This is a genomic window from Streptosporangium sp. NPDC049248, from assembly GCF_040678965.1.
GTDB lineage: Bacteria > Actinomycetota > Actinomycetes > Streptosporangiales > Streptosporangiaceae > Streptosporangium > Streptosporangium fukuiense.
In genome coordinates, this window is sequence record NZ_JBFAQY010000001.1 from 397,493 (window position 1) to 416,210 (window position 18,718).

Sequence of the window (18,718 nt, forward strand, 5' to 3'; positions counted from 1 at the left end):
AGTCTGAAGCATCCCTTTTCGTTCCTGCCGCGGAGACCCCTCATGCCACTGCTCGACCATGCCCTGCACGCCTTCGTGATCATGCAGGGCTTCTGGGGCAGCCCACTGATGATGATCATCATCGCGCTCGGCGCGGCCTATCTCGGCGGGCGGGTCGTGGAGTGGATCCCCTTCACCCGCAGGATCATCGAGCGGAGGGAAGCGGAGCGCGGTTCGTCCTCGTGAGAGGCTTAGCGGTATGAGTGCGCGGATTCTCGACGGCAAGGCCACAGCGGCAAAGATCAAGGCAGACCTCGCGGCGCGGGTGGCCGCGCTGAAGGAGCAGGGCATCGTCCCCGGGCTCGGCACGGTTCTGGTGGGAGAGGACCCGGGCAGCCAGATCTACGTGGCGGGCAAGCACCGCGACTGCGCGGAGGTCGGCATCTCCTCCCTCCGCAGGGACCTGCCGGAGAACGCCGGCCAGGCCGAGGTCGAGGCGGTCGTCGACGAGCTCAACGCCTCCGAGGAGTGCACCGGCTACATCGTCCAGCTCCCGCTGCCCCGTCACCTCGACACGCAGGCGCTGATCGAGCGGATGGACCCGGCGAAGGACGCCGACGGCCTCCACCCGGCCAATCTGGGCCGTCTGGTCCACATGGTCGACGCACCGCTGCCCTGCACGCCGTACGGCATCGTCGTGCTCCTGCAGGAGTACGGGGTGCCGCTCAAGGGGGCGGAGGTCGTCGTGGTCGGCCGCGGTATCACCGTGGGCCGCTCGCTCGGCCTGTTGCTGACCCGCCGCTCGGAGAACGCCACGGTCACCCTCTGCCACACCGGCACCCAGGACCTCGCGGCCCACACCAGGCGCGCCGACATCGTCGTCGCCGCGGCCGGGGTGCCGCATCTGATCACCGCGGACATGGTGAAGCCGGGCGCCGCCGTGCTGGACGTCGGCGTCTCCCGGGTCGACGGGAAGATCGCCGGTGACGTCGCCCCCGGCGTCGAGGAGGTCGCGGGCTTCCTCACCCCCAACCCCGGCGGTGTGGGCCCGATGACCCGGGCCATGCTGCTCACCAACGTGGTCGAGGCCGCGGAGAGGCGCGCCCGCGAGCGGGGCTGACCCCGCGGGCGGGCGATCTCACAGGCCGGCCTCGCAGGGCCGATCTCACGAGGCCGATCTCACGAGGTCGGCCTCGCGGGACAGGCCCCACCGAGCAGGCCTGCCTGAGCAGGCCCCACCGAGAGCACCTCACCGGGCAGGCCGATCTCCCCGGGTGGCCGGTCCCGGGGTGGGACCGGTTACCGGGTGGCGCCGGTCTGCCGGGCGGCCCGGCTACGACGCCCTGCGGTTCGCGGCGGTGGCCGCGGTCTGGGACTCCGGAGCACCGGTCGCGCGCTGCGAGGGCACCACGGGGGTGGGCCTCACCAGCCCCAGGGCGACGACCTCGTTCGCCAGCCTGGTGCGCCGGTTGGTCCCCTCGGGGATCCGGAACTTCTGGTAGAGACGCAGGAGGTGCTGCTTGACGGCCGCCTCCGTCACCACCAGGTCGTCGGCGATCTCCCTGGCCGTGGCCGGTGCGACGAACGCCTCGTCCGACAGCGCCGGACGGCAGAGCGACGTCAGGACGTCCACCTCCCGCCTGGTCAGCTCCGGTGCCGCGGCGCGGCGGAGCTCGACCTCCGGGGCGAAGTCCTCGCGAGGCACTCCGCCGATCCTGCCTCGTGCCGCGCCGAAGGACACCACGTCACCGTCGTCAAGCACCCTCCGGGCGATCGGCCGGCCGTTGACCCGAGTGCCGTTGCGGGACAGGCCCAGATCAACGACATACAGGTAGGGTCCGCGCCGGACGAATTCCGCGTGCAGCCGGGACACACTCGGATCGGTCAGCCGGATGTCCACTCCACGGCCACGTCCGATCGTTGTGATCTCGGGGCGCAACGGGACCACCTCGCCGGTGTCCTCGATGCGTATGAACGGCCCCTCCACGGCAGTTCCTCCCCAGGTAGCCCGCCGTAACTATTCCTACAGCTCCGGCTTACCCAAACGAGGTGATGGGGAATCGCCTTTGCCAGAAGGAGAATCATTCCTGAAATTGGCCTGGACCTCTCGGGAGGGTTTCCGCTGCTCACAGGTAGACTTTGGGCACAGATAAGCGGAGGAAACACTCATGGCGGACAAGCCCACCAAAGGTCTCGCCGATGTCGTAGCCGCGTCCACAGCGCTCAGCGACATCGACGGTCAGGCCGGTCGCCTCTTCTATCGTGGCTACGACATCCACGATCTGGCCGGCCGCACCACCTTCGAAGAGACCGCGCACCTGCTGCAGTACGGCACGCTTCCCACCCGGGAACAGCTCTCGGCGTACGGGGAGGAGCTGGTTCGAGGGCGTACGCTCGGCACGCTCGTCGAGGCCAACATCTCGGAGATCGCGGAGAGACAGGCCCCGATGGAGGCGCTGCGCACGCTGGTCTCGCTGGCCGGAGGCGATGATCCGGACAAGGACTCCAACGCCCCCGAGGCGAACCTGCGCAAGGCCGCCAGGCTGACCGCGCAGCAGCCGCTCCTCGTCGCCCGCTACCACGCGGCCAGGACCGGTGCGGTCATCCCCGCCCCGGACCCCTCCCTGAGCGTGGCGGCGAACTTCCTCCTCCAGATCACCGGCCGTACCCCCGGTGAGCGCGAGGTCGAGATCTTCGACACCTGCCTGGTCCTGCACGCCGACCACACGATGAACGCCTCCACGTTCGCCGCCCGGGTCTGCGCCGCGACCCTGTCCGACATGCACTCGGCCATCGTGGCGGCCATCGGCACCCTCAAGGGCCCCCTGCACGGCGGCGCCAACGAGCAGGTCATGCGCACCCTGGAGTCGCTCGACGCGGGCGCCGTCGCCCAGTCGGTACGCGACAGGCTCGCCGCGGGCGAGAAGATCATGGGCTTCGGGCACCGGGTCTACAAGACCGAGGACCCGCGCGCCACGCACCTGCGCCAGATGTCGCGGGAACTCGGCGAGGCGTCCGGTGACGACACGTACTACCGGATGTCGAAGGAGATGGAGGAGGTCGTCTTCGAGACCAAGGGCCTCTATCCGAACGTCGACTTCTACGCGGCGACGGTCTACCACTACCTCGGCATCCCGACGGACCTGTTCACCCCGGTCTTCTCGGTCAGCCGCATGTCAGGATGGACCGCACACGTCATCGAGCAGCACGCCGACAACCGGCTGATCCGCCCGGACAGCGAGTACATCGGCGAGCGGGACCAGAAGTGGAAGCCGATCGCCGAGCGATGAGTCGGAATCAGAGGCGAGAGCGGAGGGTGGGTCGATGAACGCGCGAGCGGTGAACGCGAGCGAGGAACGTTGGGGACCGTATCCGCTGGTGGTGGCCGGTGCGGCCACCGCGATGGTCTTCGCGGTGCTGCTGGACATGCCCGAGTGGGGCGGTTTCGCCCTCGGTGCCGTCATGACGCTGGGGGCACTGGCCCGGCTGGCCGGGGGTGGGCGGCTCGCCGTACGCCGCAAGGCCACGGACGCCCTCACCCTCGCCGTTCTCGGAATCGCCCTGATGGCGGGCGGGCTGATCCTCGAATTCCCGGCTCTCATGCCGATGCGATAGGTCGGAGGAGCGGGTACGCCGCAGGGCGGTCGACCCGGTCCGATAGCCTCAACGGCCAGTGAGCCTCAAAAAGGACTGTCTGGCCAATTTAGTTCAGAAGGGGAACCACACGCATGCCCAAGATCAAGGTAGAGGGCCCCGTCGTCGAGCTTGACGGCGACGAGATGACCCGGATCATCTGGCAGTTCATCAAGGACCAGCTGATCCTTCCCTACCTCGACGTCGACCTGAAGTACTACGACCTCGGGATCGAGCACCGCGACGCCACCGACGACCAGGTGACGATCGACGCCGCCAACGCGATCAAGCAGTACGGAGTCGGCGTCAAGTGCGCCACGATCACTCCTGACGAGGCTCGGGTCGAGGAGTTCGGCCTCAAGAAGATGTGGAAGTCCCCGAACGGGACCATCCGTAACATCCTCGGCGGAGTCATCTTCCGCGAGCCGATCATCATGTCCAACGTGCCGAGGCTCGTCCCCGGCTGGACCAAGCCGATCATCATCGGCCGTCACGCGTTCGGCGACCAGTACCGCGCCACCGACCTGAAGATCCCCGGCGAGGGCACCCTGACCCTCACCTACACGCCCAAGGACGGCTCGGAGCCGATCGAGCTCGACGTCTACGACTTCCCCGGCCCCGGCATCGCGATGGCGATGTACAACCTGGACGACTCGATCCGCGACTTCGCCCGCGCCTCCATGCGCTACGGCCTGTCGCGCGGCTACCCGGTCTACCTCTCCACGAAGAACACGATCCTGAAGGCCTACGACGGCCGGTTCAAGGACATCTTCGCAGAGGTCTTCGAGACCGAGTTCAAGGCCGACTTCGAGGCTGCGGGCATCACCTACGAGCACCGCCTGATCGACGACATGGTCGCGGCGGCGCTCAAGTGGGAGGGCGGCTACGTCTGGGCGGCCAAGAACTACGACGGCGACGTCCAGTCCGACACCGTCGCCCAGGGCTTCGGCTCCCTCGGCCTGATGACCTCGGTCCTGCTCACCCCCGACGGCCGGACCGTCGAGGCCGAGGCCGCCCACGGCACGGTGACCCGTCACTACCGTGAGCACCAGAAGGGCAACCCCACCTCCACGAACCCGATCGCCTCGATCTTCGCGTGGACCCGGGGCCTCCAGCACCGCGGCAAGCTCGACAACACCCCCGCGGTGATCGACTTCGCGGACAAGCTGGAGCAGGTCTGCGTCGAGACCGTCGAAGGCGGCCAGATGACCAAGGACCTCGCCCTGCTGGTCGGTGGCGACGCCAAGTGGCTGACCACCCAGGACTTCCTGGCGGCGCTGGACGAGAACCTGAAGAAGAAGATGGTCTGACCGGCGTCAGGCCGACCCCCGACCGCGAGGAAAGGGCCGCCCCCACGGCGGCCCTTTCCCTGTCGCAGGGGGTCACGAGGCCGCCCCGTCTCCAGGACGGGGCGGCCTTTTCCGTATTTTCCCACTTGTCGCGGGGCCGCCGTGTCCCGCCCCCACGGCGGCCCCTTTCCCGTTGCCGCAGGGGTCACGAGGCTGCCGCTCGTCGTACGGGATCAGGAGGTCACCGCGGCCCCCAGCACGATCGGGGCATCGGCGGGGAGGCCGGGCAGGGGGCGCGCCCGTCCGGTGACGGCGTCCACCCGGAAGAGGCCGAGGGGTTCGCCGCCGTCCCCGGCGCTCATCCTGACGACCACCTCGCGGGTGTCCAGCCAGCTCACCACCTCGGCGGTGGCGGGCCGCTCCGTCTCGGGGAGCGAGAGCCGCCTGAAGACCCGCCGCGACTCGGCGTCGATGACATGGAGGCTGTGGGGGTCCTCGCCCTTCCCCGCGACGATCGCGGCGGAGTACCTGCCGCTGGGAGAGTCGGCCCAGGTGTCGTACCTCTTGCCGAGCCAGGCGGCGGCCTTCTCGGTCGGAGGCAGCTGCTCCGCGGGCACGGACGTCAGGTCACCGGTCGTGAAGTCGGTTCGCAGCCGCCGCTCGCCGAGCGTGACCGTGAAGTGGCGGCCGTTGGCGGAGACGCTCACCAGCGTGCCGTTCTCGGTGTCGGCGGAGGCGAGAACCGGCGACAGGTAGCGCTTCACCCCGCTGCCGAGGTCGTGGGCGACATAGCGGCGCTCCGCCGCGCTGAGGTAGGCGATGCGGCGCCCGTCGTGGCTGATGGCGGGAACCAGTCGGTGGTGCTTTCCGCCGTCGCCGCGCGCGAGGCGCTGAGCGGCGTCGGGGACGCTCAGCGTCGACTCGCAGGGATCCGCGCCCTCGCACGCGGGGAGGCCGGGAGTGGAGCTCTCAGAGCCGCCGGAGACCAGTTTCAGGGTCCAGCCCGCGCAGGTCACGTCGCCGGCCCGCGCCGGGGACGTGCCGTCCGCCTGGACGCCCTGGCCGGGACAGCGTCCCGGGATCGCGTAGCGGATCACCGAGGAGGTCCGTGGCGCCTGCCACGGTGCCGGGGTGGCGCTCGGCGCGGGGCTGGAGACCGCCCGTACCGGCTCCTGGGCCTGTGCGGCGTGCGGCCGGTTCCGTTCGCCCAGCGCCGAGTTCCACACCTCCGCGCGCTGGAGCATGACGAAGGCGGCGATCAGGCCGACCGGTACCAGCGCCGCCGCCACGGTGAGGAGGACTCCCCGGTTGCGGCGCCGCCTGAGCGTGCGCATGGACCGGGCGCTGAGGTCGGGGACGGACGCCTCGCCCGCCGCGGTGGACATCCTCTTGACGAGGCGGGCCCTGTCGCCCTTGGTGAGGGTGTCGACCGCCTCGGTGATCTCGGCCTGCACGGTCTCCTCAGGCATCCCGAGGGCGGCGGCCATCTCGGCGTGGCTCCTGCCGTCGTGCAGGCAGGCGACGGCGAGGAGGCGTTGCCGGGGAGGCAGCCGCACCAGAGCCGTCGGCCCGGCGGCGCTCGGCCGTGCCAGGAAGCGGCGGTAGAGCGCGATCTGGGCATGTGTGGTGGGGTTCTCCCACACCGGTGGCGGCCAGGAGAGGGCGACCGTCTGGAAGGAGCGCAGGGCGAGGCGGATGGCCTGCTCGTGGCTGCCGGTGAGAAGAAGGGCGGTGCCGACGAGGGAACGCTGATCGCGCTGGACGAACTCGCGATAACCGATATATCGGCGCATGGAAGTTTTTTGCTCCGGCTTGCCTGAGGGACGTACAACGGTAGCGATCTAAGCGGCTGGAGCGCCAGATTGGGGTGAATGTCGGAGATTGGGGGGTGAATGTGTCTGGCATCTCACCATGACGGGGGCTACGGACATGGCCACGTTGCAGGAAAACTGAGGTCACGTCGGGATAACAAAGGGAGGGTATGGGTCATGGCGCCGTAAAGTTTGCCACGTCGGAGATTACGAGACCGTGGGGACGATGATGTCGGAGATCGCGCCACTGGAAGCGGGAGAGCCGCGCCAGCTCGGGCCGTTCCGCGTCGTCGGGAAGATCGGCGAAGGCGGGCAGGGCATCGTCTACCTCGGAATCAACGCCGCGGGAGAGCGGGCGGCGATCAAGCTGCTGCACGTGAAGTTCTCCGGTGACGCCACCGCCAGGTCCAGGTTCGCCAGGGAGGCGCGGGCGGCCCAGCGGGTCGCGTCCTTCTGCACGGCGGGAGTCCTGGACGCCGACCTCGAAGGCGACACCCCCTACATCGCGAGCGAGTACATCGAGGGCAGGTCGCTGCGCGAGGTGGTGGAGACCGACGGCCCCCTGCGGGGCGCCGCGCTGCAGCGGCTGGCGATCGGCACCGCCACCGCGCTCACCGCGATCCACCACGCCGCGATCGTGCACCGCGATTTCAAGCCGGACAACGTGCTCATCGCCGCCGACGGCCCGAGGGTCGTCGACTTCGGCATCGCCCGCATCCTCGACTCCACCGGCACGATCACCAGCCGGGCCATCGGCACGCCCGCCTACATGGCGCCCGAGCAGATCTCCGGCTCCGACGTCGGGCCGCACACCGACGTCTTCGCCTGGGGGGCGACCGTCGCGTTCGCCGCGACCGGCGAGACGATCTTCGAAGGGAGGTCGATCGCCGTGGTGCTCAACCGCATCCTCAACCACGAGGTCGACCTCGGCTCGCTGCCGCAGCCGCTGCGCGGTGTGGTCGCCTCGGCGCTGGCCAAGTCACCCGCCGACCGGCCCTCGGCGGACCAGATCCTGCTTCGGATGCTCGGCCACCCCGAGACGGTGAACGCCTCGCCCGCGATCCTCACCCAGGGCGCCAAGGTCGCCGCCCCCGACGAGCTCCGCTCCCGGGTCCGGAACCGCGGCGAGTCCCAGGCCGGTGATCAGGGCCGCGACCGGTCCCGGCCCCGCGCCCCGGGCCAGGGCCCCGACGACGACGCGACCAGTCTCATGCGCACCCCGACCCACCGGACGAACGCCCCGGGTGAGCCGGTCCTTCCGTCCACCGGGTTCCGGATGGGAGACCCCGCCCAGGCCCCGCCCTCCCACCCCGGTCGGGAGGGCGCCGGTACGGAGGGGCAGGGAGGCCGGGCCGGACGGCCGGATCAGGGCGAACGCCGTGAGACCCCCGGCCGGGGCGACCTCCCGTCCTCGCACGGTCCCGCGGAGAACCCGGCCCACCCCGACCGCCACCCTCCGGAGCGCCGTTCGCCGGGCTACCGGGAGTACCCGTCCTCTTCCGGCTACCGGGAGTACCCCTCGTCTCCCGGATACGGCGACAACGTGGCCTCCCCGGAACAGCCGGGGCAGGTGCCGCCGCCCAGCTGGCAGGTGTCCACGACCCGGGTCGGCGGGCCGGCGGCGCCGCGGCGCCCGCGTGGGAGGCGCTGGATCGCCGTCGGGGTGGCCGTGCTGCTGCTCGCGGGGGCGGCGCTCGCCGCGGTCCGCTGGTGGCCGGGGGCCGTCTCCCAGGGCGGGCCGGAGCCGGCCGAGACCGGCCGCCCCTCGTACACCTCGGTGGTCGACAAGGCCGCCAAGACGGGCAGGCTCACCATCGGGGTGCGCGACTTCCTGCCCGGCATCGCGCTGAACAACGGCGGGAAGTGGGGCGGCTTCGAGATCGACCTGGCCCTTGAGATCGCCGAGGCGCTGGGGGTGCCGGAGAGCGGCGTCACCTTCAGGTCCACCGCCCGCGCGGAGCGGCCGAAGCTGCTGGCGGACGGTGACATCGACCTGGTCCTGGCGACCTACTCGATCAACGACACCGACGACGTCACCTTCGCGGGACCCTATTACCTCGCCCATGTCGACGCCCTCGTCAAGGACGGCTCGCCGATCGTGACCGTGAAGGGCCTGGAGGGCAGCCGGATGTGCCAGCCGGCCGCCAGCGTCTCCGTGGCGGTGATCCAGGACGTGGTCGAGCGGCTCACCCTGGTCCCCGCCCAGACCTACTCCGAGTGCGTCGACAAGCTGCGGGCCGGTGAGATCGACGCGATTCCCGGCGACGACCTGCTGCTGGCCGGTTTCGGCAACCGGGAGACCATCCGCTACAAGCTGCTCGGCCTCAAGCTCACCGACGAGCGTTACGCGGTGGCCCTCAAGAAGGGCGACAGGCGCACCTGCGAGGCCGTCAGGGGGGCGATCGCCGCCCTCTACAAGGACGGCACGGTCCGCAGGCTGCTCGACAAGCACTTCTCCAGGGTCAAGTTCCCCGGACGGGAGAACGCCCGCCCCGCCATGGCCACCTGCGCCTAGGGTTTCGGCGGGGAGACTCGAAGACCATCCGCCGGCGCCGCCATGCCCGTCGGGGCGCCCGCCGCGCGGAAGCCGGATGGGGCACTCGCCGGATGGTCGTCCAGCGCGGACGGGTAACATCCGAGCGTCACAATTCATCCTTCGAGTGGGGGAAGGTCATGGCCCAGACTCCCGTAAAGGTCACCGTCACCGGCGCCGCCGGTCAGATCGGCTACGCGCTGCTTTTCCGCATCGCCTCGGGCCAGCTGCTGGGCGCCGACGTCCCGGTCAAGCTGAGCCTCCTGGAGATCCCGCAGGCGGTCAAGGCCGCCGAGGGCACCGCGATGGAGCTCGACGACTGCGCGTTCCCGCTGCTGAGCGGCATCGAGGTCACCGATGACGCGAACGCGGCGTTCGACGGCACCAGCGTCGCCCTCCTGGTCGGCGCCCGCCCCCGGACCAAGGGCATGGAGCGCGGAGACCTCCTCCAGGCCAACGGCGGCATCTTCGGCCCGCAGGGCAAGGCGATCAACGACAACGCGGCGGACGACATCCGCGTGCTGGTGGTCGGCAACCCGGCCAACACCAACGCGCTCATCGCCCAGCAGCACGCCCCGGACGTCCCGGCCGAGCGCTTCACCGCGATGACCCGCCTCGACCACAACCGCGCGCTCTCCCAGCTCGCCGCCAAGCTCCAGGTCCCGGTCGGCGAGATCAAGAAGATGACCATCTGGGGCAACCACTCCGCCACCCAGTACCCCGACCTCTTCCACGCCGAGGTCGGTGGCAAGATCGCCGCCGAGCTGGTCGACGAGGCCTGGCTGCGCGACACCTTCATCCCCACCGTGGCCAAGCGCGGTGCCGCGATCATCGAGGCCCGCGGCGCGTCCTCGGCCGCCTCCGCCGCCAACGCGGCGATCGACCACGTCTTCGACTGGGTCAACGGCGCCGAGTGGACCTCGGCCGCGATCCCCTCCGACGGCTCGTACGGCGTGCCCGAGGGGCTCATCTCCTCCTTCCCGGTCGTCTCGCGCGACGGCAAGTGGGAGATCGTCCAGGGCCTGGAGATCGACGCCTTCTCCCGCGAGCGGATCGACGCCACGGTGCGCGAGCTTGAGGAGGAGCGTTCCGCGGTGCGTGAGCTCGGTCTCATCTGAGCCGACGTTCGAACGGGGCCCCGGCATGCCGGGGCCCTTTCGCGTCCCAGGTCACCGGAGCGCGCCAGGCTTCCCGGCCGCGCGGACGGCGAACGGAAAAGGCGGCGTGTCGATCATCGCGGAGTGGTGTGTCCCGGCGTTCAATGATCACCTATGGTCGGGGGATCGCTGTTCAGGGAGCACGTCGCGGTACGGGTCGTCGCAGGGGTGATCTGTCTCGTGCTCGCGACGGTACCCCGGGCGGCGTCGGCCTCGCCCGACGACGAGGGATGGGGCGGCGCCGACCTGTCGGTGCGGCTGACCGTCTCCCCGAAGCGCGCGCAACCGGGACAGCCGCTGACCTACCGCGCCGAGGTGCGCAACGCCGGTCCCGGAGACGCGGTGCTGCCGCTGCTCACGGTCCGGCTGCCCGACGGGGTGGAGGTGATCGGGGTCAACGTCGCCGAGTGCCTCCCCGGTGCCACCACCGGTGAGGTGGTCTGCGCCGCGACGAAGGACGTCCCCGCCGGGCAGACCGGTGGGGTGACGATCAACGGGGTGGTCAGGCCCGGCGCGCGGGGCCCGCTGACGGCGAGCGCGTCGCTCTCCTCCGAGGTCGTGGACGACGACGAGACGAACAACCACTCCCGGACGCTGACCGAGGTGGACGACGGTACGGACCTCGCGGTCAGGCTCTCGCGCGGGGCGCGCGCGGGCCGTCTGGTCACCGTGTCCGCGGTGGTGCGCAACCGCGGGCCGCGGCGGGTCCACGACGCCGGGGTCTTCTTCGACACCGGCGGCGCGCGCCTCATGTCGGCGAGAGGCGCGCGGTGCGACCCCCAGCCCGCCTACGTCGGCTGCAGGCTGCGTACGGTCGGCGCGGGCAGGAGGGTGAGTTTCATGCTCGCCTTCGTGGCCCGCGGGCACGCGCCGCGGGCCGAGGCGACCGTCTACTCCCTGCGGCTGGGTGACCGCCGTCCGGCCAACAACACGGCCCGCTTCAGTCTGAGGTAGGCGTGGCCCTCCGATGTGGCGGGAGGCGGTCAGCCGTTCAGGGCGGCCCAGGCGTCGGCGACGACGTCACGGAGCGACGGGTGCTCCGGCTTCCAGCCGAGTTCGCGCCGGACCTTCTCGGAGGAGGCCACCAGCACGGCCGGGTCACCGGCACGGCGCTCGCGCACGACCGCGGGGATCTCGTGGCCGGTCACCTCGCGGCAGACCGACAGCACCTCGGAGACCGAGAAGCCGGTCCCGCTACCCAGGTTGTAGATCTTGTGCTCGCCCGGCGAGCAGGCGTCCAGCGCCAGCAGGTGGGCCCTGGCGAGGTCGGCCAGGTGGATGTAGTCGCGCACGCATGTGCCGTCGGGAGTCGGGTAGTCCGTGCCGAACAGGCTGACGGACTCGCGTCCGCCGAGCGGGACGGCGAGGATGTTAGGGATCAGGTGGGTTTCCGTGGTGTGACGCTCGCGGTAGACGTTGCCGTCCCCGGCGGTGTAGGCGCCGCCCACGTTGAAGTAGCGCAGGCTCACCGCGGCCAGGCCGTACAGTCCGGCGAACGCGCTCAGGGCGGTGTCGACCGCGAGCTTGGACGCGCCGTAGGGGTTGGTGGGCCGGGTCGGGTCGGTCTCCAGGATCGGGGAGCGCTCCGGCTCGCCGTACGTCGCGGCGGTGGAGGAGAAGACGATCCTGCCCACCCCGGCGCCCCGCATGGCGTCGAGCAGGGCCAGGGTGCCGCCGAGGTTGTGCGCCCAGTACAGGCCGGGCCGCTCCACGGACTCGCCGACCAGGGACTTCGCCGCGAAGTGCAGCACGCCGTCGATGCCGTCGAGCACCCCGGCGGCCTCGGTGATCGACCCCTCGACGAAGCGGGCGCCCGGTGGCACCGCGTCGGCGTGGCCGGTGGAGAGGTCGTCCAGCACGGTGACCTCGTGGCCCGCCTCGACGAGTTGTGCCGCCACGGCGCTGCCTATGTATCCGGCGCCTCCGGTGACGAGCAGCTTCACGGAGCCTCCTGTTTGATGTTGTTTGTACTTGTTTGTTTTTGTAACTCTACGCCAGCATATGCTGGCACATCAAATATCGGCCACCGCCGGAACGGGCGACCGCCATGACGGAGACGATCTCGTGAACAGCGTCCTGGCGAACATCGCCCTGGTCATGCTCTTCGTACTGATCGGAGGCTTCTTCGCCGCGGCCGAGATGGCCATGGTCTCCCTCAGGGAGAGCCAGGTCAGGCGGCTCGGCACCCGGGGGCGCAGGGGGGCCAGGGCCGCCAGGCTCGCCCGGGACCCCAACCGCTTCCTGTCCGCGGTGCAGATCGGCGTCACCGTGGCGACCATGCTCTCGGCCGCCCTGGGAGCCGACACCCTGGCCAGGGACCTCATCCCGGTGGTGACGGGCTGGGGGGTGCCGGAGGCCGTGGCGAACCCGCTCGCCCTGGTACTGGTGACGCTGGTGATCTCGTACACCTCGCTGGTCCTCGGCGAGCTCGCGCCGAAAAGGATCGCCAGGCAGCGCGCCGAGGGGATCTCGCTGCTGGTCGCGCCGTTCCTCGACAGGATGGCCGCGCTCTCGCGGCCGATCATCTGGGCGCTGTCCAAGTCCACCGACGGCGTGGTGAGGCTGCTCGGCGGCGACCCGGGCACCGACCGCGAGGAGATCTCCACGGAGGAACTGCGCGAGATGGTGGTGGGCCACCAGGAGCTCACCGACGACGAGCGCCACCTGATCGGCGAGGTCTTCGCGGCGGGCAAGCGGCAGCTCCGCGAGGTGATGCTGCCGCGCACCGAGGTGGAGTTCATGGCCGCCGACACGCGGCTGGCCGAGGCGGCGATCCTGGCCGCGGCCATGCCGCACTCCCGCTTCCCCGTCTACCGCGACTCCTACGATGACATCGTGGGCTTCGTTCACATCCGTGACCTGCTCGACCCGGTGCTGACCGGCTCCATCGAGCCGATCAGCGAGCTGGTGCCGATCCGCCCGGTCAAGCTGGTCCCCACCAGCAAGCGGGTGATGGCCACGCTGTCGGAGATGCGCAGGGAGGGACACCACCTGGCGATCGTGGTCGACGAGTACGGCGGCACCGCGGGCATCGTCACCCTGGAGGACCTGGTCGAGGAGCTGATCGGCGACATCCGCGACGAGCACGACGTGGCGGACGAGCACGTCGCGCTGCCCGCGGGGGAGGTCGAGCTCGACGGGCTGGCCAATCTCGACGAGGTGGCGGCCGAGAGCGGGATCCGCCTGGCCGACGGCCCGTACGAGACCCTCGGCGGGTTCGTCATGTCGAGACTCGGCCACCTGCCCGCGCTCGGGGAGCGGGTGGAGATCCCCGGATTCGAGTTGAAGGTCACCGACATGGACGGCCGCAGGGTCGCCAGGGTCAGGATCAAGCGGAGTACTTCGCGGACCGAGGCACCGACCACTCCCGACAGCTGACAGAATTGGTGGCTATGGCCAGCCCTCGCGTCCTGTCGGGAATCCAGCCCACCGCCGACTCCTTCCACCTGGGAAACTACCTCGGCGCGGTGCGGCAGTACGTCGCGATGCAGGAGGGCTACGACGCCTTCTACTGCGTCGTCGACCTGCACGCGATCACGGTGGACTACCGGCCGGAAGAGCTGCGCAGGCGCTCCAGGGTCGCCGCCGCCCAGCTCTTCGCCGCCGGTCTCGACCCTGAGCGGTCCACGGTCTTCGTGCAGAGCCACGTCCGCGAGCACACCGAGCTGGCCTGGGTGCTGATCTGCCTCACCGGCATGGGCGAGGCGGGGCGGATGACCCAGTTCAAGGACAAGTCGGCCAAGCACGGCGAGAGCTCGGCCAGCGTGGGCCTGTTCACCTACCCGGTCCTGCAGGCCGCCGACATCCTGCTCTACCAGGCCAACAAGGTTCCGGTCGGCGCCGACCAGAAGCAGCACCTGGAGCTCACCCGCGACCTCGCGCAGCGCTTCAACCACCGCTTCGGCGAGACCTTCACGGTGCCCGAGCCGCACATCGTCAAGGGGGTCGAGAAGATCACCGACCTCCAGGAGCCGACGGCGAAGATGTCAAAGTCCTCCTCCTCGCCCGCCGGCATCCTCGACCTGCTGGAGCAGCCGGGGCCGCTCCGCAAGAAGGTCATGCGCGCGGTCACCGACACCGGTTCCGAGGTCCTCGCCGACGACGACAACAAGCCGGGCATCACCAACCTGCTGCGCATCCAGTCCGCGCTGAGCGGGACTCCCATCGGTGAGCTGGAGGCCCGCTACGTCGGGCAGGGGTACGGCACCTTCAAGAAGGACGTCGCCGAGCTCGTGGTCGACACCTTCACCCCGATCCGCGAGCGGACCGAGAAGCTGCTCGCCGACGAGACCGAGCTCGACAGGATGCTCGCCGTCGGGGCCGCGCGGGCCCGTGCGGTGGCCGCCGAGACCATGGCCAAGGTCCGCGACCGGGTGGGCTTCCTGCCCACCCCGTGACCCTCCGGGTACGCACGGCTGCTTTTTCACCGCCGTCCACGATCGGGACGGCGGTGACTGGGTAGAGGGCGCACGTGGCGAGTGTGATGGAACGTGTGCAAGCGGGTCGTGAACGGTTCAGAGCGGTGCTGGGCGCGGCCCGGATCAGGTGGCCCTGGTTCGACCATCTGGTCAGGACCTTCCAGCGATACCAGATCCAGTCCGGAGACCGGCTCGCGGGAGCGGTCAGCTACTTCGCCTTCCTGTCGTTCTTCCCGATCATCGCGCTGGCCTTCGCGGTGTTCGGCTACTTCCTGTCCATCAGGCCCGACGCCACCGCGACCCTGCGACAGGCGATCAACCAGTACCTGCCGGGTCTCGCCGACAAGCTGCCGATCCAGGAGATCGCCGGCTCGCGGGCGAGCGCGGGTGTCATCGGCCTGATCGGGTTGCTCTACGCCGGGCTCGGCGCGATCGACGCCCTGCGTGGCGCGCTGCGCGAGATCTCCATGACGACCGAGCCGCCGCTCAACTTCTTCCTGGCCAAGCTCAGGGACCTGTCGGCGCTCATCCTCGTCGGCACCACCATGGTCGCCTCGGTGCTGGTCGGCGGTTTCGCCACCCAGGCCAGCGGGACCGTGGCCGAATGGCTGGGGTTGTCGGAGTCGGCGGTCGGCAGGGGCACGATCTGGCTGGTCGGCGTGACCGTCAGCGTGCTCGCCGACGTGGTCGTCTTCCTGATCATCCTGCGCTGGCTGGGGCGCTCCAGGCAGCCGTTCCGGGTGCTGCTGCGCGGCGCGCTGTTCGGCGCGGTCGGCTTCGCCCTGCTCAAGCAGCTCGCGGCGCTGCTCCTGGGGCACACCCTGAACAATCCCATCTACGGGGCGTTCGCCGTGGTGGTCGGCCTGCTGGTGTGGATCAACCTCTCGGCCCGGGTCATCATGTACGCCGCCGCCTGGACCGCGACGGCCTCCCTCGGCCCCCCGCCCTATCCCACTCCGGTTCCCGCCAACGCCATCCCCACCTGACGGCCGGCCACCGTCCGGGTGCCGCCCTTGGTTCGCTCTACCTAATATCATGCTTCCCGATATATGCTGCGAGGCATGACTCCAAGGGCGATGACGGAGCCGGCCTTCCTCATCCTCACCGCGCTGGTCGATGCGCCGTGTCACGGCTACGGCATCGTGCGGGAGGTCGAGCAACTGTCCGGCGGGCGGGTCCGGCTCAAGGTCGGCACGCTGTACGGGGTGCTCGACCGGCTGGCGGGCGACGGGCTGGTGGCTCTCGACCGCGAGGAGGTCCAGCAGGGGCGGCTGCGCCGTTACTACCGGCTCACCGACGCGGGGTCGCGGACGCTGGAGGCCGAGGCCGTCCGGCTCGCGGACAACGCCAGGACCGCGGTCGACCGCCTCCGTGCCAGGCACGGACGTCCGTCCGCCGCGGGCGGGCCGGCGTAAGGCCGAGTGCGTTCCGGGTGCGCCTGATGAACTCGCGAGAACTAGCGAGAGGACGATTTCATCGATGAACGAGCAGAGCGATGCGCCGGCTGCCCCCGGGGCGGATCGAGGGCCTGGTGCGCCGGTGAGTTTGCTGGAGGAGCGCTACCGCTACTGGCTGCGCCTGCTGCCCGCCTCCTACCGCGCCGAGCGCGAGGAGGAGATGGTCGCCGTCTTCCTGGAGGGGTCGCCGGACGCCTCCGACGCGGACGGGCCCCGGCCCCGCTGGTCGGAGATCGCCAGTGTGGCCGCGCTGGCGGTCCGGGTCCGTCTCGGCGGTGCGGGCGCGGCACCGAGATCCCTCTCGTGGGGCGAGACGGTCCGCCTGGTGGCTCTACTGGGCTTGCTCCTCCAGGCATTCCTCGCGGTCCTGACCCTCATCGCCGCCCTGAGCGAGTACGGGGTGATCGGCGCGGTCGACCCCTCGCTCGCCCAGGTGACAGGGCCCTTCGGATCGGTCGAGCGGCTCGCGAACGTCCTGACGAGCCTGGCCGGAGCCGCCTGGATCGCACCCTTCGTCGCGCTGGTCCTGGGCCATGTGCGCACGGCCAAGGTACTGGCCCTCCTCGCCTTCGTGGCGGAGTCGTACGTCCTGACGGATCAGGTGGGGGGCACGTTCGAGGCACTGGTCCGGTCGCTGACGCCGGTGGTCACCCTGTCGGCTCTGTGGGCGGGCTTCCATCGTGACGCCCGGCCGGCTCGCCGTCCCCTGTGGCTGCTCCTGCCTCCGCTCGCCGCGGGCATCGCGTTCGACGCGCTGTTCCGGCTGGTGGCGTCCCCGGACCTGCCCGCCTGGTGGTGGCCGTGGCTCGACCCCCTCGGGCTGGCGAGCACGCTGATCCTGGGCGCGGGCGTCGGCTACGGGTACCTGCACCTCCGTTCTCCCGCCCGGCGCACGCCCTCGTGGCCACTGGCCCTGGCGATCCTGGCGGTGCCGGTGCTCTGCGCCCGCCTCGCCAGGCTTGAGCACGGCTTCGACGCCGCCGACGAGGTGAGCCGGACCATCATGCTCAGTACGCTCGGCCAGACGGCGGCGCTCCTGCTGGTCGCCCTGGTGCTCGCGGTCCTGGGATTCAGGGCCCTGCCCGCCGCCAGGGGGCCGTCGCCAGAGCCTCCCCGGACGGCGTATCCGTGACCCTGGTCGTGTGCCGCGGAACGCGCCTCAGCGGAAGCGCCTGCGCAGGCCGTACACCAGCCAGACCAGGCCGCCGAGCAGGCCCGCGCCGAGGACGTAGTAGCCGATCGGGACGCCCTCGTCGGCGGGTCTGGCGGCCGCGGCGGGGTTCCGTCCGGAGCCAGGTGTGGGGACTGCGGGAGGCGCCGAGGCGGTCGGTGGAGCGGGCAGCGGGGTGGGCTCGGGGATCGGGTCGACCAGCTGTCCGACCGGGGTGGCCCTGCCGCGGTTGGCGAAGCCCCAGTCGAGCAGGTCGGCGACCTCCTCCCAGAAGTAGCCGTCGTGGCGCATGATCGACACGATGATCGTGTGACCGTTGCGCTTGGCCGCGCCGACGAAGCTGCCCAGGGCCTTGGAGGTCCAGCCGTTCTTGACGCCGATCATGCCCTTGTAGCGCCAGAGCAGCTTGTTGTGGTTGCCGATCTCGTAGTAGCCCTTGGGCGCCGGGAACTTGTCAGTCTTTGTGCTGATATATCGCCGAAAATCGGCGTTGGCCAGGCCGGCACGGGCGATCAGTGCCAGGTCGTACGCCGAACTGCTCTGGCCGGGCTTGTCCAGCCCGCTGGGGGTCTTGGCCACCGTGTCGAAAGCCTGCAGACGCTTGGCCTCGGCGTTCATGTCCGCCAGGGTCGCGGCCAGGCCGCCGTTGGCCTCGGCCAGCGCCATCGCGCAGTCGTTGCCCGAGACCAGCATCAGCGCCTTGAACAGGTCGTCGACGGTGTAGAGGGGCTTGGTGACCAGGCCGACCGCGCTGCCCTCCTCGTTCACGGCGCGGGCACTCGGCCTGATCTTCCGCTTCTTGTCCAGCTTCGGGATCAGGGTGAGCGCGGTCAGCGCCTTCAGCGTGCTCGCGGGCAGGTAGCGCCCGTGGGCGTCCTTGGCCGCCAGCACCGCGCCGGTCTCGGCGTCGGCGATCACGTACGCCTTCGCGGCGGTCTTCGGCGGGGCCTTCACACCCGGGGGGACGATGAGGCCCCGCTCGCCGAGCCGGGAGCCGCCGACCGGCTCCCTCTCGCCCCGCGCGTGCGGGCCCAGCGAACCGGTGCCCGACGGCCACCCCCCGAGGTCGTTCAGGAGATCCGCGCCACGCGGACCGGCCGGCGAACCGATCGTGGACACGCCGGCGGTCCTGGCCTGAGCGGGTGCGCCGAGAAAGGTGGTCGCCGCGAGCAGCACCCCGACGGGCGCGAGATGTTTGATCCCCATGATGATCTCAGGGTAGCTTCGTGCCGGTTCGCATAGAGTTAGAGGTGCCCTGACCAGGTACGGG

Annotated in this window: 17 protein-coding genes; 13 read left to right on the plus strand and 4 right to left on the minus strand. The window is 70.5% G+C overall.

Features of this window, described 5'->3' with window-relative positions; all coding sequences use genetic code 11:
• Positions 1 to 42: 42 nt before the first annotated feature.
• Positions 43 to 225 (plus strand): hypothetical protein, encoded by a 183-nt coding sequence (locus AB0K21_RS01875; RefSeq protein ID WP_030912572.1) that lies wholly within the window; start codon positions 43 to 45, stop codon positions 223 to 225.
• 13 nt (positions 226 to 238) lie between these two features.
• Entirely contained in the window at positions 239 to 1,099 is an 861-nt protein-coding gene (locus AB0K21_RS01880) for a bifunctional methylenetetrahydrofolate dehydrogenase/methenyltetrahydrofolate cyclohydrolase (protein ID WP_343968054.1), read from the plus strand.
• Between the two features lie 213 nt (positions 1,100 to 1,312).
• Here AB0K21_RS01880 and AB0K21_RS01885 read toward each other — a convergent pair whose 3' ends face one another.
• Positions 1,313 to 1,966, minus strand: coding sequence for an FHA domain-containing protein (locus AB0K21_RS01885; protein ID WP_343968052.1), 654 nt, complete (start codon positions 1,964 to 1,966; stop codon positions 1,313 to 1,315).
• 181 nt (positions 1,967 to 2,147) lie between these two features.
• Between AB0K21_RS01885 and AB0K21_RS01890 the strand changes: the two genes are divergently transcribed.
• The 3 genes from AB0K21_RS01890 to AB0K21_RS01900 all read left to right on the plus strand — a co-directional run bounded on the left by AB0K21_RS01890 (position 2,148) and on the right by AB0K21_RS01900 (position 4,922).
• The gene (locus AB0K21_RS01890) at positions 2,148 to 3,269 is read left to right on the plus strand and encodes a citrate/2-methylcitrate synthase (protein WP_030912561.1); all 1,122 of its coding nucleotides are present in this window, start codon (positions 2,148 to 2,150) and stop codon (positions 3,267 to 3,269) included.
• Positions 3,270 to 3,303: 34 nt separating this feature from the next.
• The gene (locus AB0K21_RS01895; RefSeq protein ID WP_343968048.1) at positions 3,304 to 3,594 is read left to right on the plus strand and encodes a DUF3017 domain-containing protein; all 291 of its coding nucleotides are present in this window, start codon (positions 3,304 to 3,306) and stop codon (positions 3,592 to 3,594) included.
• Between the two features lie 113 nt (positions 3,595 to 3,707).
• On the plus strand, positions 3,708 to 4,922 hold the full coding sequence (locus tag AB0K21_RS01900; RefSeq protein WP_343968045.1) for an NADP-dependent isocitrate dehydrogenase: 1,215 nt from the start codon (positions 3,708 to 3,710) through the stop codon (positions 4,920 to 4,922).
• Positions 4,923 to 5,134: 212 nt separating this feature from the next.
• Here AB0K21_RS01900 and AB0K21_RS01905 read toward each other — a convergent pair whose 3' ends face one another.
• Positions 5,135 to 6,694, minus strand: coding sequence for a hypothetical protein (locus AB0K21_RS01905; RefSeq protein WP_343968043.1), 1,560 nt, complete (start codon positions 6,692 to 6,694; stop codon positions 5,135 to 5,137).
• Between the two features lie 244 nt (positions 6,695 to 6,938).
• Here AB0K21_RS01905 and AB0K21_RS01910 point away from each other — a divergent pair, with 244 nt between their 5' ends.
• The 3 genes from AB0K21_RS01910 (at position 6,939) to AB0K21_RS01920 (ending at position 11,356) form a co-directional block, all read left to right on the plus strand.
• Positions 6,939 to 9,227: a transporter substrate-binding domain-containing protein gene (locus tag AB0K21_RS01910; protein ID WP_343968041.1), complete on the plus strand. Its 2,289-nt coding sequence runs from the start codon at positions 6,939 to 6,941 to the stop codon at positions 9,225 to 9,227.
• A 158-nt stretch (positions 9,228 to 9,385) separates the two neighbouring features.
• Positions 9,386 to 10,363, plus strand: coding sequence for a malate dehydrogenase (locus tag AB0K21_RS01915; protein WP_343968038.1), 978 nt, complete (start codon positions 9,386 to 9,388; stop codon positions 10,361 to 10,363).
• A gap of 153 nt (positions 10,364 to 10,516) precedes the next feature.
• Complete coding sequence (locus AB0K21_RS01920) at positions 10,517 to 11,356, plus strand: hypothetical protein (RefSeq protein WP_343968035.1); 840 nt, start codon at positions 10,517 to 10,519, stop codon at positions 11,354 to 11,356.
• 29 nt (positions 11,357 to 11,385) lie between these two features.
• Here AB0K21_RS01920 and galE read toward each other — a convergent pair whose 3' ends face one another.
• Positions 11,386 to 12,345: a UDP-glucose 4-epimerase GalE gene (gene galE, locus AB0K21_RS01925; RefSeq protein ID WP_343968033.1), complete on the minus strand. Its 960-nt coding sequence runs from the start codon at positions 12,343 to 12,345 to the stop codon at positions 11,386 to 11,388.
• 121 nt (positions 12,346 to 12,466) lie between these two features.
• Between galE and AB0K21_RS01930 the strand changes: the two genes are divergently transcribed.
• The 5 genes from AB0K21_RS01930 (at position 12,467) to AB0K21_RS01950 (ending at position 17,409) form a co-directional block, all read left to right on the plus strand.
• The gene (locus tag AB0K21_RS01930; RefSeq protein WP_343968030.1) at positions 12,467 to 13,780 is read left to right on the plus strand and encodes a hemolysin family protein; all 1,314 of its coding nucleotides are present in this window, start codon (positions 12,467 to 12,469) and stop codon (positions 13,778 to 13,780) included.
• A 14-nt stretch (positions 13,781 to 13,794) separates the two neighbouring features.
• On the plus strand, positions 13,795 to 14,799 hold the full coding sequence (gene trpS, locus AB0K21_RS01935; RefSeq protein ID WP_343968028.1) for a tryptophan--tRNA ligase: 1,005 nt from the start codon (positions 13,795 to 13,797) through the stop codon (positions 14,797 to 14,799).
• Between the two features lie 86 nt (positions 14,800 to 14,885).
• Positions 14,886 to 15,806, plus strand: coding sequence for a YihY/virulence factor BrkB family protein (locus AB0K21_RS01940; RefSeq protein ID WP_343968026.1), 921 nt, complete (start codon positions 14,886 to 14,888; stop codon positions 15,804 to 15,806).
• A 75-nt stretch (positions 15,807 to 15,881) separates the two neighbouring features.
• On the plus strand, positions 15,882 to 16,235 hold the full coding sequence (locus AB0K21_RS01945; RefSeq protein ID WP_343968024.1) for a PadR family transcriptional regulator: 354 nt from the start codon (positions 15,882 to 15,884) through the stop codon (positions 16,233 to 16,235).
• 124 nt (positions 16,236 to 16,359) lie between these two features.
• Positions 16,360 to 17,409: a hypothetical protein gene (locus tag AB0K21_RS01950; RefSeq protein WP_364147061.1), complete on the plus strand. Its 1,050-nt coding sequence runs from the start codon at positions 16,360 to 16,362 to the stop codon at positions 17,407 to 17,409.
• A 27-nt stretch (positions 17,410 to 17,436) separates the two neighbouring features.
• Here the strand turns inward: AB0K21_RS01950 and AB0K21_RS01955 are convergent, their stop codons facing one another.
• Entirely contained in the window at positions 17,437 to 18,654 is a 1,218-nt protein-coding gene (locus AB0K21_RS01955) for a D-alanyl-D-alanine carboxypeptidase (protein ID WP_343968019.1), read from the minus strand.
• Between the last annotated feature and the right edge of the window lie 64 nt (positions 18,655 to 18,718).